Annotated in this window: 17 protein-coding genes; 9 read left to right on the top strand and 8 right to left on the bottom strand. The window is 69.1% G+C overall.

Annotated features, from left to right (window positions below; translation table 11 throughout):
• Positions 1–80 precede the first annotated feature (80 nt).
• A complete protein-coding gene (locus ATL42_RS03730) occupies positions 81–1,235 on the top strand; it encodes a cysteine desulfurase family protein (RefSeq protein WP_098456299.1) in 1,155 nt (384 codons plus the stop codon).
• Between the two features lie 2 nt (positions 1,236–1,237).
• Entirely contained in the window at positions 1,238–1,495 is a 258-nt protein-coding gene (locus tag ATL42_RS03725; protein WP_098454206.1) for a sulfurtransferase TusA family protein, read from the top strand.
• An 89-nt stretch (positions 1,496–1,584) separates the two neighbouring features.
• Here the strand turns inward: ATL42_RS03725 and ATL42_RS03720 are convergent, their stop codons facing one another.
• Positions 1,585–1,935: a HesB/IscA family protein gene (locus ATL42_RS03720; RefSeq protein WP_098454205.1), complete on the bottom strand. Its 351-nt coding sequence runs from the start codon at positions 1,933–1,935 to the stop codon at positions 1,585–1,587.
• 155 nt (positions 1,936–2,090) lie between these two features.
• The gene (locus ATL42_RS03715) at positions 2,091–3,260 is read right to left on the bottom strand and encodes a glycerate kinase (RefSeq protein WP_169925330.1); all 1,170 of its coding nucleotides are present in this window, start codon (positions 3,258–3,260) and stop codon (positions 2,091–2,093) included.
• A 55-nt stretch (positions 3,261–3,315) separates the two neighbouring features.
• On the opposite strand from ATL42_RS03715, the gene nadA reads away from it, so the two are divergent.
• Positions 3,316–4,527, top strand: coding sequence for a quinolinate synthase NadA (nadA, locus tag ATL42_RS03710; RefSeq protein ID WP_098454203.1), 1,212 nt, complete (start codon positions 3,316–3,318; stop codon positions 4,525–4,527).
• 39 nt (positions 4,528–4,566) lie between these two features.
• Entirely contained in the window at positions 4,567–5,094 is a 528-nt protein-coding gene (locus ATL42_RS03705) for an acyl-CoA thioesterase (RefSeq protein ID WP_098454202.1), read from the top strand.
• A 54-nt stretch (positions 5,095–5,148) separates the two neighbouring features.
• On the opposite strand, the gene ATL42_RS03700 is transcribed toward ATL42_RS03705, so the two are convergent.
• The gene (locus ATL42_RS03700; protein ID WP_098454201.1) at positions 5,149–6,498 is read right to left on the bottom strand and encodes a dipeptidase; all 1,350 of its coding nucleotides are present in this window, start codon (positions 6,496–6,498) and stop codon (positions 5,149–5,151) included.
• 53 nt (positions 6,499–6,551) lie between these two features.
• Here ATL42_RS03700 and ATL42_RS03695 point away from each other — a divergent pair, with 53 nt between their 5' ends.
• Both ATL42_RS03695 and ATL42_RS03690 read left to right on the top strand, forming a co-directional pair.
• Positions 6,552–7,151 carry a DUF3043 domain-containing protein gene (locus tag ATL42_RS03695; protein WP_098454200.1) on the top strand — a complete coding sequence of 200 codons (600 nt, stop codon included), beginning with the start codon at positions 6,552–6,554 and terminating at the stop codon, positions 7,149–7,151.
• Between the two features lie 54 nt (positions 7,152–7,205).
• A complete protein-coding gene (locus ATL42_RS03690) occupies positions 7,206–8,219 on the top strand; it encodes an aldo/keto reductase family protein (protein ID WP_098454199.1) in 1,014 nt (337 codons plus the stop codon).
• Between the two features lie 70 nt (positions 8,220–8,289).
• Here ATL42_RS03690 and ATL42_RS03685 read toward each other — a convergent pair whose 3' ends face one another.
• From ATL42_RS03685 to ATL42_RS03670, 4 genes are all read right to left on the bottom strand, one after another.
• Positions 8,290–8,517 (bottom strand): hypothetical protein, encoded by a 228-nt coding sequence (locus ATL42_RS03685; protein ID WP_098454198.1) that lies wholly within the window; start codon positions 8,515–8,517, stop codon positions 8,290–8,292.
• Positions 8,514–9,542: a quinone-dependent dihydroorotate dehydrogenase gene (locus tag ATL42_RS03680; protein WP_098454197.1), complete on the bottom strand. Its 1,029-nt coding sequence runs from the start codon at positions 9,540–9,542 to the stop codon at positions 8,514–8,516. Before ATL42_RS03680 ends, ATL42_RS03685 begins: the two co-directional genes overlap by 4 nt.
• A 6-nt stretch (positions 9,543–9,548) precedes the next feature.
• Complete coding sequence (locus ATL42_RS03675; RefSeq protein ID WP_342748093.1) at positions 9,549–10,016, bottom strand: hypothetical protein; 468 nt, start codon at positions 10,014–10,016, stop codon at positions 9,549–9,551.
• 93 nt (positions 10,017–10,109) lie between these two features.
• A complete protein-coding gene (locus ATL42_RS03670; protein WP_342748092.1) occupies positions 10,110–10,382 on the bottom strand; it encodes a hypothetical protein in 273 nt (90 codons plus the stop codon).
• A 128-nt stretch (positions 10,383–10,510) separates the two neighbouring features.
• Here ATL42_RS03670 and ATL42_RS03665 point away from each other — a divergent pair, with 128 nt between their 5' ends.
• A complete protein-coding gene (locus ATL42_RS03665) occupies positions 10,511–11,989 on the top strand; it encodes a leucyl aminopeptidase (protein WP_098454195.1) in 1,479 nt (492 codons plus the stop codon).
• Between the two features lie 58 nt (positions 11,990–12,047).
• Here ATL42_RS03665 and ATL42_RS03660 read toward each other — a convergent pair whose 3' ends face one another.
• Positions 12,048–12,413, bottom strand: a complete 366-nt coding sequence (locus ATL42_RS03660; RefSeq protein ID WP_098454194.1) for an oxidoreductase — start codon at positions 12,411–12,413, stop codon at positions 12,048–12,050.
• 185 nt (positions 12,414–12,598) lie between these two features.
• On the opposite strand from ATL42_RS03660, the gene lpdA reads away from it, so the two are divergent.
• Complete coding sequence (lpdA, locus tag ATL42_RS03655; RefSeq protein WP_098454193.1) at positions 12,599–13,984, top strand: dihydrolipoyl dehydrogenase; 1,386 nt, start codon at positions 12,599–12,601, stop codon at positions 13,982–13,984.
• Between the two features lie 29 nt (positions 13,985–14,013).
• On the top strand, positions 14,014–15,780 hold the full coding sequence (sucB, locus tag ATL42_RS03650; RefSeq protein ID WP_098454192.1) for a 2-oxoglutarate dehydrogenase, E2 component, dihydrolipoamide succinyltransferase: 1,767 nt from the start codon (positions 14,014–14,016) through the stop codon (positions 15,778–15,780).
• Positions 15,781–15,868: the final 88 nt, after the last annotated feature.

Genomic DNA, 15,868 nt, shown 5'->3' with positions numbered 1-15,868 from the left:
CCGTCAGTTACTAACACCCTGCGCCGCTCTGTCACCAACTCGGCCCTCCGTGCCTGGTGAGAGCGGTCTACGGTGGCGTGGTGAGCGCCGACCCTGTTCTCCCGTCCCACCGTGTCCACCTCGACGCCGGAGGCAACGCTCGTCTCCACCCGTTGGCACGGCAGGCCTTCCTCCAGGCGGTCGACGACGGATGGTCTGATCCCCGGCGCCTGTACTCCGAGTCCCGGCGTGCCGCGACCCTGCTCGCCGGTGCCCGCGAGGCTCTCGCTGCGTCTCTGGGCGCGAGGACCGGAGAGATCCACCTCGCGCCGTCGCACACGGTCGCCCTGCACTCCGCGGTCGCTGCCACGGTGCACGGGCGTCGACGCACCGGGAGCACCGTCGTCGTGTCCGCGGTCGAGCGGGCTGTCGTGCTGTCGGCGGCAGGGCATGCCGCCGCGTCGACGGACCTCGTGCCCGTCGACCGTCTGGGCCAGGTCGACGTCGACCGCTTCACGGACGCGGTCGCCGGCCCCGGCATCGCCCTCGCGGCGCTCCAGCACTCGAACGGCGAGGTCGGGACCATCCAACCCGTCGGGCAGGCTCTCGACGCGGCTCGCGCGGCCAAGGTCCCGCTCCTCGTCGACGCAGGCGCCGCGGTGGGCCATGTCGCGATGGACGACAGCTGGGACCTGCTGGCAGCAGACCCTGCCGACTGGGGCGGACCGTCCGGGGTGGGTGTTCTCGCCGTGCGCCAGCAGGTCCGCTGGAGCCCCACGTGGCCGGACGACCCGGACCGGTGGTTCCCGGGAGGCGTGAGCGTCCCGGCCGCGTTCGCCGCGGCCGTGGCGCTCCAGGCCAGAGACGACGAGCGTGCAGCCACCTCCGCTCGGCACCGGCGGCTCGTCGATCGCCTGAGGACACGCATCCCCCAGCTCGTGCCGGACGTCGAGATCGTGGGCCCGGACGTCGACCGGCTTCCGCACGTCATGACCTTCTCCTGCCTCTTCGTCGACGGCGAGGCGCTCGTCACGGAGCTCGACAAGGCCGGTTTCACGGTCGGGTCAGGATCGGCGTGCGCATCCGCGGCCACAGAGCCGAGCCACGTGCTCGCAGCCATGGGTGTCCTCACGCACGGCAACGCGCGGATCGTGCTCGACGACACGACGAGCGACGACGACATCGAGCGCTTCCTCGCCGCGCTGCCTGTCGTCGTCGCCCACGTGCGGTCGAACCTCGGGGTGGACGGGCTGTGACGATGGACGAGAACGAGGACGCCCTCCTCGTCGATGCTCGAGGCCTGCGCTGCCCGCTGCCGGTGATCCGCCTGGCCAAGACGGCGAGCTCGCTGCAGGGCGGGAGCGTGCTCACGCTCTGGTCGACCGATCCTGCTGCTGCGCACGACGTGCCCGCCTGGGCACGGATGCGGGGGCACGTCGTGGAGAGCACGGCCCTCCAGGAGATCGACGGGACGGACTGCCTCGTCACGCGGGTGCGCCTCGGCGAGGGACCTTAGCCGGAGCCAGATGCAGGAAGGCCTCGGCGAGATCTCGCCGAGGCCTTCCTGTCATCGTTCGTGCGGCCGGGTCGTCCGGCCGTCCGCGATCAGCTGAAGGATCCGCCGCACGCGCAGCCGTCGCCGGCGTTGGGGTTGTCGATCGTGAAGCCCTGCTTCTCGATCGTGTCCGCGAAGTCGATCGTCGCGCCCTCGAGGTACGGGACGCTCATCTTGTCGACGACGACCTCGACGCCCGAGTAGTCGCGCAGCGCGTCACCGTCGAGCACACGCTCGTCGAAGTACAGCTGGTAGATGAGGCCGGAGCAGCCGCCAGGCTGGACCGCGACACGCAGCCGCAGGTCGTCGCGACCTTCCTGCTCGAGCAGGTCGCGGATCTTCTGCGCCGCGAAGTCGCTCAGCAGCACCCCGTGGGTGGCAGTCTCGGTGGTCTCGCTCATGGTGTCTCCCCACAGAAGAATTCTGGTGAACTGATGATCAGTCATCGAGAGAGCGTCCGCGCGCCGGGGCGCCTCGGGTGCTGCTCTGCGTCGGTCTCAACCGCGCGTCGACGTGTTTTGTTCCACCAGCCTAAGCCCTGACGACGATCCGGCGGCTACGTGCGTGTGACCAGCCGTGCCGGCGACCACGTCCGCGCGAGCCGCTCAGCCTGAGCGTCGAGGTCCTCGACCGTCCCCCGCGGGTCGCCGGTCGCCGGCGTCTCTCCCGCGTGCAGCTCGGAGAGTGCACTGAGGCCGGCGGACGCCTGCTCGCGCCTGCTCATGAGGCTCGTCCCCGCGACAGCGAGGCACGGCACACCCCACTGCGCTGCCGCACGCACGGCCACGGCGAGGGCCGACCCCTGGAACGACGACCCGTCCAGCTCACCGCGTGCGGTGAGGACGAGATCCGCACGCTCGGCACGCTCACTCACCCGAGCAGTGTCGCCGAACACGTCGGCGCCAGGGACGAGGCGTCCACCGAGAGCGCAGAGGGCGAAGCCCAGACCGCCTGCGGCGCCCGTGCCTGCACCGGTGGTGAGCGCGCGTGCCACGTCCGCGCGGGCGCCGTCCCCGCGCGTCGATCCGGCCAGCGGCAAGGGACGCCGGAGGTCGGCCAGGGGCGCGAGGATCCCGCGCACGACGTGGGCGAAGTGCCCGATCTCCCGTTCCAGGTCGTGCGCCTCCTGCGCACCGAGGACTCCGGCTGCTGCCGCGCTCGCGCTCGCACCGTGCAGCCCGAGCAGCGGGACGTCCGATGCCGTCGCGCCGACGAGGTCGACGCCCCGCAGCCGCTCGCGCACCGCGGCGAGCCCTCCGAGGTCAGAGGCGGTCACGGCCCCGAGACGGCCAGTCCAACGACCGTGGCGCTCCGGTGCCAGGGCACCGAGCGCACCGAGGAGCGCCGCTCCGGCGTCAGGTCCGCGCACGGTCTCGTGCGGACCAGGGAGGCCGACGACGATCCTTGTCGCACCGAGGGAGAGCGCGTGCTCGATCTGCTCAGCGAGCCACGCTGAGGATCGACCTGCATCAATGCATCCATGTCCGTCGATGTACACGGTGGACGTCCCGTGGGTCCCTGGAACGACGAGGACGCCGTCCGGCTCCGGACGGACACCGAGGGCGTCCCCCACGAGAGCGACGAACCCGTGCCCTCCGTCCGACAGCGGGCGCACCTCGACGGTGTCGTGCGGCGCACCACGCGCCCAGCCCGCAGCCAGAGCGTCGCCGGTGGTGCGTGGACCGAGAGTGGCGCCGAAGGCGTCGGCTGCGATGAGCACGTGCATAGGACCATCCTGCTCCATCCCCCGCCACCAAGATGTCGCATGCCTCTATGAGACGATGTGGCCTGTGAGCACACTGCTGAACTCGTCCTTCGCCGAACCCGCTCCCTCACCAGCCCTCCTGCTCCTCGGACAAGGCGCCGACCTGGCGTCCGAACGTGGGGTGGAGTGCACCGGCGAGCTGCCGCCTGCGAGCTCCCCCGACCTCGTCGAGCGCGCGCGCGTCGCACGCGAGGCCCTGGGCGACCGCGCGTTCGTGCTCGGCCACCACTACCAGCGCGACGACGTCATCGCGTTCGCGGACGTGACAGGCGACTCGTTCAAGCTCGCTCGCGAGGCGGCGGCACGCCCTGAGGCAGAGTTCATCGTCTTCTGCGGGGTGCACTTCATGGCGGAGAGCGCAGACATCCTCACGTCGGACACGCAGCAGGTGCTCCTGCCCGACCTCGCCGCCGGGTGCTCCATGGCTGACATGGCCGCGATCGACCAGGTCGAGGAGTGCTGGGACGTGCTCGTCGACGCGGGCGTCGCGCACGAGACCGTCCCGGTGACGTACATGAACTCGACCGCGTCCATCAAGGCGTTCACGGGCCGGCACGGCGGAACCGTCTGCACGTCCTCGAACGCCGAGGTGGCGCTGCGCTGGGCGTTCGACCGTGTCGGCGGCATCGATGGCTCCGGCAAGGTCCTCTTCATGCCCGACCAGCACCTCGGACGCAACACCGCTCTCCTGGGTCTCGGGCTGACAGCCGACGACTGTGTCGTCTTCGACCCGCGCAAGCCAGGCGGTGGGCTGTCTGTCGACCAGCTGCGTGACGCGCGGATGATCCTCTGGCGCGGGCACTGCTCTGTGCACGGGCGATTCTCCGTGCGCAACGTGCACGACATCCGAGCAGCAGTTCCTGGGGTCAACGTCCTCGTCCACCCGGAGTGCACCAACGAGGTCGTCGAGGCAGCGGACTACGTCGGTTCGACCGAGTACATCATCCGTCGGCTCGACGCTGCAGAGCCTGGGTCGGCATGGGCGCTGGGGACCGAGCTCAACCTCGTCCGACGCATCGCGCAGGCGCACCCGGACAAGCAGGTGCACTACCTCGACTCGACCGTGTGCTTCTGCTCGACGATGAACCGCATCGATCTCCCCCACCTGGTGTGGACCCTGGAGTCCCTCGTCGCCGGCCGGGTCGTCAACCAGGTCGTCGTCGATGCCGACGACGCCCACTGGGCCCGCGTCGCGCTCGACCAGATGCTCGCGCTCCCTGGCCTCTGAGGCCTGCCTGGTGCCGACTACCCGTAGTAACCTGTCTCGGTGACCCGCCAGATCAGACTCGCACTCGCCACCTTCCGCCCACGGAAGGCAGTCCCGGGTCAGACGATCCTCGATCCGTCGACCACCCGCACCCGCGTAGGCCCCGGGGACCTCGACATCTATCTCCACGTGAACAACGCGGTGTACCTCAACATGATGGACACCGCCCGGTCGAACCTCCTCGCCGACTGCGGCGGCATGCCACACCTCAACGAGAAGCACTGGTACCCGGTCGTCGCCGCCTCGACCGTGAAGTACAAGAGGTCTCTGGTGCTCTGGGAACCCGTCGAGATCACGAGCGGGGTCGTCGGCTGGGACGAGCGCATCGTCTACCTCGAACAGGTCGTGACCACCCGCGGGCAGCTGGCCGCGCGCGGACTCATCGCCGGACGGTTCCTCGGCAAGGGTGGAGTGCGCATCCCGGCCCAGCAGATCGCCGACCTGCTCGCCGGTCCAGGGATGATCAGCCCGGACCTGCCTGACGACGTGCTCGCGTGGGCCCGCGCGGTCGACGTCGCCCATCGCTGAGCGACACACCGCCGCTGGGCTGCGCTCTCGCGGTGAGCCCAGCGGCAGCGACTGCTAGGAGGTCGGCCGGGCCAGGCGCTCGAGCAGCAGGCTCTCCGCAAGGACGACCTTCTCGAGCTCGCCGAGGTGTACCGACTCGTCTGCCCCGTGGGCTCGCGAGTCCGGGTCCTCGACCCCGGTCACAAGGATGGCCGCGTCGGGGTAGACCTCGAGCAGGTCGGCGATGAACGGGATGGATCCACCGATCCCGATGTCGACGGGCGGGGTACCCCACGCATCCTCGAAGGCGCTGCGTGCGGCACGCATCGCGGGCGAGTCGCCCGGAGCCTGGAACGGACGCCCGAGCTCACCGTCACGAACATCGACGTGCGCGCCGAACGGGGCGTTCGCCTCCACGTGAGCGCGGAGCGCACCGAGCGCAGCCACGGGGTCCTGACCTGGCGCGATCCGCAACGAGAGCTTCGCGGTCGCGCGCGGCGCGATCGTGTTGGACGACAGCGCGACGCTCGGCGCATCGAAGCCGATGACCGAGAGTGCTGGCCGGGTCCACATCCGTGCTGAGATCGGGCCCGTGCCGGCGAGAACCGCACCCTCCACGAGTCCCGAGTCGGCGCGGAAGTCCGCCTCGTCATAGTCGACGAGAGGGTCCGGCGCGTGCGTGAGCCCGGCCACCGCGACCGTGCCGTCATCGTCGTGGAGCGTGGCGACGAGGCGGGAGAGCAGCGTGATCGCGTCGAGCACCGGGCCGCCGAACATCCCGGAGTGCACGGCGTGCGACAAGATCGTCAGCTCGACCTCGCAGTCGACCAGACCACGCAGCGAGGTCGTGAGGCCAGGGACCCCGACCTTCCAGTTGGAGGAGTCAGCGACGACGATGACGTCGGCGCGGAGCAGGTCCTCGTACTCCGCGAGGAACGCGCCGAACGTCGGCGAGCCGATCTCTTCCTCGCCCTCGACGAACACGGTGACGCCGACAGCGAGGTCGTCGCCGAGCACACGCAGCGCCCCGACGTGAGCGACGATCCCGGCCTTGTCGTCTGCCGCGCCTCGCCCGTAGAGGCGTCCGGACCGCTCCGCCGGCTCGAACGGCGGCGTCTGCCACTCCGTGTCGCTCCCCGGCGGCTGCACGTCGTGGTGCGCGTAGAGAAGGACCGTGGGCGCGCCGTCAGGTGCGGGACGGCGGGCGACCACGGCCGGACGAGAGCCGCCGGCTGTGAGGATCTGGACGTCGGGCATGCCTGCACCGCGCAGGAGCTCGGCGACGGCCTCGGCGCTGCGCGCCACGTGGGCCTGGTCGAATGCCGGCGCCGAGACGCTCGGTATGCGGACAAGTGCCTCGAGGTCGGCACGCAGTGCCGGGAAGAGGGAGGTCACACGGGCACGGAGGTTGAGAGGATCGCTCATCACAGCACCGTATCGCGCTCGGGGGCCTGTGCTGCGTCGACTACGATGACGTCGTGTTCTCACGCAAGAAGCCTTCAGACGACTCGTCCGCCACCGACGCCGCTGCCGACGCCGCTGCCATCGAGCAGTCCGTCGGCAAAGGACGCCCGACGCCGACGCGCAAGCAGTCTCAGGCGGCCAACAAGCGCCCCCTCGTGCCGGACGACCGCCGTGCAGCAGCGAAGGCCGACCGCGAGAAGAAGCGCGCGGTCCGCGACCGCGAGTACCAGGCGATGCAGACTGGCGACGAGAAGCACCTGCCCTACCGCGACCAAGGACCGGTCCGCCGATACATCCGCGACTACGTGGACGCCCGCTGGAACGTCGGGGAGTACTTCCTCTTCCTCGCGATGGCGTTCCTCGTCATCACCCTCTTCTCGAACCAAGCCCCGGCGCTCGCCCTGGGCGCCATCCTCGGCCTCTACGTCGTCGTCCTCATCGCGATCATCGACGCGTTCATCATGTGGCGCACGCTCAAGAAGCGGCTCGTCGCGACCTTCGGAGCCGAGAAGCTCATCCGCGGGACGGCGCTGTACGCGATCATGCGAGCATTCCAGATCCGGCGTGCGCGGCTGCCGAAGCCGCAGGTCAAGCACGGCGAGTTCCCGGCCTGAAACCTGGCCTTCCCGCCGGGTGCGCCTCCTCCAGCCGCTCGCTAGTGTCGAGGAATGGTCAACTACCGCTACCTCGGCAGCTCAGGGCTCAAGGTCTCTGAGATCACGTACGGCAACTGGATCACGCATGGCTCGCAGGTCGAGAACGACACTGCTACCCGGTGCGTCCACGCTGCTCTCGACGCCGGGATCACTACGTTCGACACCGCGGACACCTACGCCAACACGGCCGCCGAGCAGGTTCTCGGCGACGCGCTCAAGGGCCAGCGACGCGAGTCGCTCGAGATCTTCACCAAGGTCTACTTCCCGACAGGCCCCGGCGGCCCCAACGACACCGGGCTCTCTCGCAAGCACATCATGGAGTCCGTCAACGGCTCGCTGCGACGCCTGGGGACCGACTACGTCGACCTCTACCAGGCCCACCGGTTCGACACAGAGACTCCGCTCGACGAGACGATGCAGGCGTTCGCAGACATCGTCCGCCAGGGCAAGGCGCTCTACATCGGTGTGAGCGAGTGGACCGCTGACCAGCTCCGCGCCGGGCAAGAGCTGGCGAAGGGGCTCGGCTTCCGGATCGTCTCCAACCAGCCGCAGTACTCCATGCTCTGGCGCGTCATCGAGCCGGAGGTCGTCCCGACGTCGAGCGAGCTCGGTATCTCTCAGATCGTGTGGTCGCCGGTGGCACAGGGAGTGCTCACCGGTAAATACCTCCCGGGACAGCCTGTTCCCATCGGCTCTCGCGCGACAGACACGAACGGTGGAGCACAGTTCATCAAGGGATGGCTCCGCGACGACGTGCTCGACCGGGTCCAGGCGCTGCGCCCTGTCGCCGACGAGCTCGGGCTGAGCCTCGCGCAGCTGGCCGTCGCGTGGGTGCTGCAGAACCCGAACGTCTCAGCGGCCCTCATCGGGGCGTCTCGGCCAGAGCAGGTCGCCGAGAACGTCAAGGCGTCCGGTGTCGAGATCCCGGTCGAGCTGCGGAACAGGATCGACGAGATCCTCGGCGACGCAGTCGAACGGCACGCCGGGAAGACCGCCGAAGGAGCCCCGGCGAGCCGGTTGTCGTAGACCCTGCGGACCTCTGGACCGCATCGCATGGAATCCAGCGGTGCGGCCCGGGCCTCTGGGCTGCAGCCCGTCAGCCGTGTGCCGGCGACAGCTCGGTCGACAGCCGTACGGCGGGTGCGGCCTGCAACCCGTCGTGGAGCAGGTGCGCAGTGCGGACCCCGTCCCCCGCGAGATCTCGCCAGAGTCCACCGAGCCACTGCTCTGCATCAAAGCGATTGGTGAAGACCGGGCTGACCGGCGCCGTGAGCGGCGTCCCCTCAGGTCCGAGCATCTCCCACACCCACTGCGGACGGATCATCGGGCGAGTCCCCGGTTGATCCGACGTGCCCAGAGCGGACCCTCGTAGATGAGCCCGGTGTATCCCTGGACAAGGTTGGCCCCGGCGTCGAGATAGGCCTGCGCGTCACGGACGTCGAAGATCCCGCCTGCGCCGATGATGACCGGGACCGGCCCGAGTCGGCCTCGGAGCCGACGCACCACGTCGATCCCGCGGTCGAGGAGCGGGCGTCCCGATAGCCCGCCCTCCCCCAGGTCGTGCTGGATCGTCGTGTTCACCGCGACGACGCCGTCGAGACCGAGCTCGAGGACGAGGTCGGCCACCGCGTCGATGTCTGGGTCCGCGAGATCGGGGGCGATCTTCACGAGCAACGGCGTCCGTGGCCGACCGGCAGCCTCGGTGGCGCGGTCGGCCGCCTCGCGCGCCGCGACGAGGATCGGACGGAGCGAGTCGACCGCCTGGAGGTCACGCAGCCCAGGTGTGTTCGGTGACGAGACGTTGACGACGAGGTAGTCGGCCAGCGGTGCGAGCAGGCTCGCGCTCGTGGCATAGTCCGCGGCTGCTTCCTCCGCAGGGGTGACCTTAGACTTCCCGATGTTCGCACCGACGAAGACGGCACGACCCGCCACGGTCGAGCGGAGGCTCCGCAAGCGCTCGGCGACCGCCTCTGCTCCGTCGTTGTTGAAGCCCATCCGGTTGCGCAGGCCTCCGAGCTCGACCTCTCGCCACGCGCGGGGCTTGTCGTTTCCGGGCTGCGCACGCGCGGTGACGGTCCCGATCTCGATGAACCCGAACCCGAGCATCGTCAGCCCACGGACTGCCTCAGCGTTCTTGTCGAACCCGCCGGCCAGCCCGAACACCCCTGGGACCCGCCGCCCGAACACCTGGACGCCCTCGCGCTGGAGATATGGGGCCAGCGCGCCCTGGACGATCCCGTTGAGAACCGGCACGCGTCCGGCCAGCGAGATCGCGCGGAACGCGAGAGTGTGCGCACGCTCCGGATCCATGCGGCACAGGACGGTGGAGAACAAGAAGTGGTAGACCATCGTCGCTCAGTGTTCCTCTGCTCGGGGTTTCAGGGATGGTTCGCGGGTCCGCCACAGCCAGACGAGGCCGATGACGGGCAGGACGAGCGGCACATATCCGTAGCCGCTGCCGAACGACGACCACACGGTCGCGTCGGGGAAGGCCGCATCGTCGACGAGCGTCGCGACGCCGACCGAGAGGACGCCGACCAGCTCGATGCTGCACGCAGCCCAGGCGACCTGTCGCCACCGGGCCGTGCCACGGGCGAGGGCAAGGGTCGCGACCACGTACACGACGCCAGCAGCCAGAGAGAGTCCATAGGCGAGGGGCGCGTCACCGCCGTGCGACGCCAGCTGGTAGGTCGCCCTGGCTGTCGCCGCGACGGCAAGGGTGCCGTAGACGAGCACCAAGAGCCGTCCGAAGCCGCTTCCGGTACGCGGTGCGCCGAAGTCGGCACGGTCTGCGCGGTCAGGTGTCTTGTCCAGCACGCTCACGTGTCCTCGCAGTCGGCGATCGTCCGCGGGCCGTCGGCTCGACCCCTACCCATTATCGCGCCGCTCTCGTCGCCGGACGACACGAGACGGCGATCACGCAGACCAGATCTGCACGAGCCGCCACTCGAGGAACGCCACGGTCAGAGCGGCCACGAGCATGACGACCGAGCTCCAGCGCGTCCGTTCGGCGAACGCCCACGCGGCTGCGAGGGGAAGGACGAGGAGCGCCGTCACGAGATACCCCCAGAGCTCCCAGACCTCCACGTGACCGTAGGAGCCGAGCAGGAGGAGGCCCGCGGTGACGATCGCCTGCACGAGGAGCAGCCCCTCGACGACAGCGCAGCCCCAGAGCTGTCTGAGCATCACGGCCCGATCTTTCATCACGAACCAAGCAGCCCACCCCGCCTGGACGAGGCAAGCGAGCACGATGAGGTACGTCAGCGGTGGAAACACACGACGAGGTTACCGCCCGGTAGGAGCGCTACCATCGTCGGGTGCCAGACCTTACCTTCACCACATCAGACCTTCGTTCCATCAACGTCGACGCACTCGTCGTAGGTGTCGTCACGACTCCGAAGGGACTGACGATCGCTTCGGTCGATGCGTTCCCCGACGAGGTACGCGCGGCCGTCGACCTGACGGTCCTCGGCGCCAGCGCCGACGCCGACACGACGCTCCGTATCCCCGCGCCTGCTGGCCTCGGCGCCAAGGTGCTCGTCCTGACCGGTCTCGGATCGACGGACACGACCACTCCCGAGGCCTTGCGTCGCGCCGCCGGTGCTGCGGTCCGCTCCGTCGCAGGGCTCGCCTCCGTAGCGCTCGCCCTGCCCACGACAGACGAGTCAGACGTCACTGCCGTGGCCGAGGGCGCCCTCTTCGGCGCCTACGCGTTCCGCACGTACCGCACGGGCGCCGCCGCGACGGCGGGGAGCCCCGTCCCGAAGATCTCGGTCGTCACACCGCTCGCACAGCAGGCAGCCGTGAAGAAGTCCGGTGAGCGCGCTGCGATCGTGGCGCAGGCCGTCCACGGGACCCGCGACCTGGTCAACACCGCGCCGAACGACCTCTTCCCCGCGGCGTTCGCGGACATCGCGCGTGCTGCCGTCCGCGGCACGGGCATCAAGATCAGCGTGCTCGACGAGAAGGCGCTCACTGCTGGCGGCTACGGCGGGCTGCTCGGCGTCGGGCTCGGTTCCTCGCGCGGTCCCCGGCTCGTCAAGCTCACCTACGCGCCGTCCCGCGCAAAGGCCAAGATCGCCCTCGTCGGCAAGGGCATCACGTTCGACTCGGGCGGCATCTCCATCAAGCCTGCCAAGGGCATGGAAGCGATGAAGTCAGACATGTCCGGAGCGGCGGCAGTGCTCCACACCGTGCTCGCAGCCGCTCATCTCGGTCTCCCGGTCGCGGTGACCGGCTGGCTCTGCCTCGCTGAGAACATGCCGTCCGGAACGGCCCAGCGGCCGTCAGACGTCATCACCATCCGCGGCGGCAAGACGGTCGAGGTCCTCAACACCGATGCCGAGGGCCGTCTCGTCCTCGCCGACGGTCTCGTGGCCGCCGGCGAAGAGAACCCCGACATCATCCTCGACATCGCCACCCTCACCGGTGCGCAGATGGTCGCTCTCGGCAACCGCGTCTCCGCCGTCATGGGGACCGAGGCTGTCCGGTCCGCCGTCGTCGACGCGGCGACGGGCTCAGGTGAGCAGTTCTGGCCGATGCCGCTGCCCGTCGAGCTCCGCGCGTCGATGGACACGCCGGTCGCCGACATCGCGAACATGGGAGAGCGCTTCGGCGGCATGCTCGTCGCCGGCCTGTTCCTTCAGGAGTTCGCGGGAGACTTCCCGTGGGCGCACCTCGACATCGCAGGCCCGTCCTTCAACGAAGGCTCGGCTCACGGATACACGCCTGTCGGCGGCACCGGCGTGGGCGTCCGCACGATGCTCGCGTTCCTCGAAGCGCAGGCTGCCGGCTGACCCGATCAGCCCGACACGTGTCTCGCGCGCCCGTCGATCATCGATCGGGCGCGCGAGGCTAGCTCCCGCGACTCTCGCGCTGGTTCCGTCGACGTGCTGAGTTCCAGTCACGCATCCGCTGCGGGTAGCCCGTGAAGTTCACGTCGTAGACCGGGATGCTCAGATCCTTGGCGATCGCTCGAGCAGTCGACGCATCGGGGACGCGACGACGCGTCCACTCCCCCGTCGTCGCGATGAACAGGACGCTCGTCGGCTCGTCGACCGTCGGCGGCTCGATGTAGGCCTCCACCCCTACGCGGGTGGCGGTGAACTCCGCGAGGTGCTCTCGCGTGCGGCGCCGACGGGCGCTCTCGGACTCCGGCTCGCCGGATCCGTCGCGGTCCCTGCCGGTCCGGCGGCCGAAGAGCCAGGACAGTCGTGACATCCCCGCAGACTACATCGCGTGCCGAGGCCGACAACGAGCCGTCGTGCCGCCCGCCGCATACAGTGAGCAGGTGTCTTGAGGATCACACCGCGCAGAGGCCGTATCTGACGCGTTGCGCTATGGACTGCGTCTCCTTGATGACAAGATGGACAGGTATCACATCCAAAGCGCCTAAGGAGCTGCACGTGCCCGAGACCCCCGGCACCGATTTCGACATCGTCGTCCTGGGCGGAGGGAGCGGAGGCTACGCCACTGCTCTCCGCGCCGCTCAGCTCGGCCAGAAGGTCGCCATCATCGAGGCAGACAAGCTCGGTGGCACGTGCCTCCACTACGGCTGCGTCCCGACCAAGGCCCTCCTGCACGCCGCAGAGCTCGCGGACAACGCCCGCGACGGAAGCCACTTCGGTGTCCTGACAGAGTTCAAGGGCATCGAGATGAACGGTGTCAACAAGTACAAGGACGGGGTCGTCTCAGGCCTGTACAAGGGACTCCAGGGACTCGTGAAGTCCCGTGCCATCACCCTCGTCGAGGGCTACGGCACGCTCGTCTCGAAGGACACCGTCGAGGTCGACGGAAAGCGCTATACGGGCAAGCACGTCGTCCTTGCCACCGGCTCTTACTCGCGTTCGCTCCCAGGGCTCGAGATCGGCGGACGCGTCATCACGTCCGAGCACGCCCTCAAGCTCGACTACGTGCCCAAGTCGGTCATCGTGCTCGGTGGCGGCGTCATCGGCTCGGAGTTCGCGAGCGTCTGGCGCTCCTTCGGAGCCGACGTCACCATCATCGAGGGCCTGCCCCACCTGGTCCCCAACGAGGACGAGTCCCTGAGCAAGGCCCTCGAGCGTGCGTTCCGCAAGCGCGGCATCGCCTTCAACCTCGGTGACCGCTTCGCCAACGTCACGCAGAACGACACCGGTGTCCACGTGACTCTCGAGTCGGGCAAGACCTTCGACGCCGAGCTCATGCTCGTCGCCGTCGGCCGCGGCGCACGCACCGCCGACCTCGGTTTCGAGGCGCAGGGTGTCACCATCGACCGCGGCTTCGTCATCACCGACGAGAAGCTGCACACGGGCGTCGGCAACATCTGGGCAGTCGGAGACATCGTTCCTGGCCTCCAGCTCGCGCACCGCGGGTTCGCCCAGGGCATCTTCGTCGCAGAGCAGATCCTCGGTCTCGACCCCGCCCCGATCGTCGAGTCAGGCATCCCCCGTGTCACCTACTCCGACCCGGAGATCGCGTCTGTCGGTCTCACCGAGGCGAAGGCGAAGGAGAAGTTCGGAGCCGACTCCGTCGAGACGCTCGACTACAATCTCGCGGGCAACGGCAAGAGCAAGATCCTTGCGACCCAGGGATTCATCAAGCTCGTCCGACAGAAGGACGGCCCCGTCGTCGGCGTCCACATGATCGGCGCCCGTGTCGGTGAGCTCATCGGCGAGAGCCAGCTCATCGTCAACTGGGAGGCCTACCCCGAAGACGTCGCCGCGCTCGTCCACGCTCACCCCACGCAGAACGAAGCTCTCGGAGAGGCCTTCCTGGCTCTGGCCGGCAAGCCCCTGCACGCCCACAACTGACGAAGCGATATAAGGAGACCGGAGAGGTCATGTCTGACAACGTGCAGATGCCCGCACTGGGCGAATCAGTCACCGAAGGAACCGTTACACGCTGGCTCAAGGCTGTGGGCGACGAGGTCGCGCTCGACGAGCCCTTGCTCGAGGTGTCGACCGACAAGGTCGACACGGAGATCCCGTCACCGTTCGCCGGGATCCTCGAGAAGATCCTCGTCGAGGAGGACGAGACCGTCGAGGTCGGAGCCCCGCTCGCCGTGATCGGGTCCGGAGAGAGCGCAGCGACGCCGGAGCCTGCTCCTGCCGCCGCCGAGCCGGAGCCTGCCCCGGCACCGGCAGCCCCCGCAGCACCAGCTCCCGCGGTGGAGAGCGCGCCTGCGGCGCCAGCGCCGAGCGCGGCTCCGAGCGGTACCTCGGACGGAGAAGAGATCACGCTCCCCGCCCTCGGCGAGTCCGTCACGGAAGGCACAGTCACCCGGTGGCTCAAGCAGGTCGGTGAGGCCGTCGAGGTCGACGAGCCGCTGCTCGAGGTGTCCACCGACAAGGTCGACACCGAGGTTCCGTCGCCCGTCGCTGGCATCGTCCAGCAGATCCTCGTGCAAGAGGACGAGACCGTCGAGGTCGGAACCGTCCTCGCGATCATCGGTTCAGACGCACCGGCAGCCGCCGCTGCGCCAGAGAAGCCTGCCGAGGCGCCCGCCGCACCCGCACCCGTCGCGGCCGCACCAGCAGAACCTGCTGCACCCGCGCCTGCACCGACGCCTGCACCCGCACCCGCACCCGCAAAGCCTGAGGCACCAGCAGCATCCCCGGCCGCAGCTGCACCGGCACCGAAGGCACCGGCTGCTGCGACCTCTGGTGGGGGCACCTCCTACCTCACCCCGCTCGTGCGCAAGCTCGCCGCGGAGAAGGGCGTCGACGTCTCGGCTCTCACCGGCACAGGAGTAGGCGGACGCATCCGCAAGGAAGACGTGCTCGAGGCTGCCCAGAAGGCTGCGGATGCTAAGTCCGCACAGACGACGGCCGCCGCGGCCCCTGCTTCGACGGCTCCGGCCAAGGCCGCGAGCATCCCCGACGTCTCTCCGCTTCGCGGCACCACGGAGAAGGCGAGCCGGCTCCGCAAGATCATCGCGGAGCGCATGGTCGACGCACTGCACTCCCAGGCCCAGCTCACCACGGTGGTCGAGGTCGACGTCACGCGCATCGCTCGTCTGCGTGCGAAGGCGAAGGAGACGTTCAAGGCGCGCGAAGGTGCAAACCTCACGTTCCTGCCGTTCTTCACGCTCGCCGCTGTCGAGGCGCTCAAGGCGTTCCCGAAGGTCAACGGAGTGCTCGAGGGTGACACGATCACCTACCACGGCCAGGAGAACGTCGGCATCGCCGTCGACACCCCGCGTGGTCTGCTCGTTCCCGTCATCCGCGACGCGGGCGACCTCAACCTCGCTGGTATCGCCCGCAAGATCGTCGATCTCGCGACGCGGACCCGCGACAACAAGGTCACTCCGGACGAGCTCGGCGGCGGGACGTTCACGATCACCAACACCGGCTCCGGCGGCGCGCTCATCGACACGCCGATCGTCCCCGGAGGCACCTCGGCGATCCTCGCGACCGGGACGATCGTCAAGCGCCCGGCCGTCATCAAGGGCGCGGACGGCGAAGAAGTCATCGCTGTCCGGTCTATCTGCTACCTCTCCCTCTCCTACGACCACCGCCTGGTCGACGGTGCGGACGCCTCGCGCTTCCTCGTCGCGATCAAGAACCGCATCGAAGAAGGTGCGTTCGAGTCGGAGGTCGGTCTCTGACCGATCGGTAGGAAGCCAGTGAGCGATCACTGAGCAGAACATCCGGGCACCACCCGGAACGCAGGGCCCGTGACCGTTGGTCGCGGGC

It is taken from the genome of Sanguibacter antarcticus, from assembly GCF_002564005.1.
GTDB lineage: Bacteria > Actinomycetota > Actinomycetes > Actinomycetales > Cellulomonadaceae > Sanguibacter > Sanguibacter antarcticus.
The sequence above is the reverse complement of the archived record's forward strand: the minus strand, read 5'-3'. Positions and strand labels throughout refer to the sequence as shown.

Bases quoted from the DNA above. Each gene is read 5' to 3' on its own strand.
- ATL42_RS03715 (WP_169925330.1), bottom strand. From the start codon at position 3,260: ATGCACGTGCTCATCGCAGCCGACGCCTTCGGCGCCACTCTCGGTCCA.
- ATL42_RS03720 (WP_098454205.1), bottom strand. From the start codon at position 1,935: ATGAGCGAGACCACCGAGACTGCCACCCACGGGGTGCTGCTGAGCGAC.
- nadA (WP_098454203.1), top strand. From the start codon at position 3,316: ATGTGGCCTGTGAGCACACTGCTGAACTCGTCCTTCGCCGAACCCGCT.
- ATL42_RS03685 (WP_098454198.1), bottom strand. From the start codon at position 8,517: ATGATCCGTCCGCAGTGGGTGTGGGAGATGCTCGGACCTGAGGGGACG.
- ATL42_RS03725 (WP_098454206.1), top strand. From the start codon at position 1,238: ATGGACGAGAACGAGGACGCCCTCCTCGTCGATGCTCGAGGCCTGCGC.
- ATL42_RS03700 (WP_098454201.1), bottom strand. From the start codon at position 6,498: ATGAGCGATCCTCTCAACCTCCGTGCCCGTGTGACCTCCCTCTTCCCG.
- ATL42_RS03690 (WP_098454199.1), top strand. From the start codon at position 7,206: ATGGTCAACTACCGCTACCTCGGCAGCTCAGGGCTCAAGGTCTCTGAG.
- sucB (WP_098454192.1), top strand. From the start codon at position 14,014: ATGTCTGACAACGTGCAGATGCCCGCACTGGGCGAATCAGTCACCGAA.
- ATL42_RS03660 (WP_098454194.1), bottom strand. From the start codon at position 12,413: ATGTCACGACTGTCCTGGCTCTTCGGCCGCCGGACCGGCAGGGACCGC.
- ATL42_RS03680 (WP_098454197.1), bottom strand. From the start codon at position 9,542: ATGGTCTACCACTTCTTGTTCTCCACCGTCCTGTGCCGCATGGATCCG.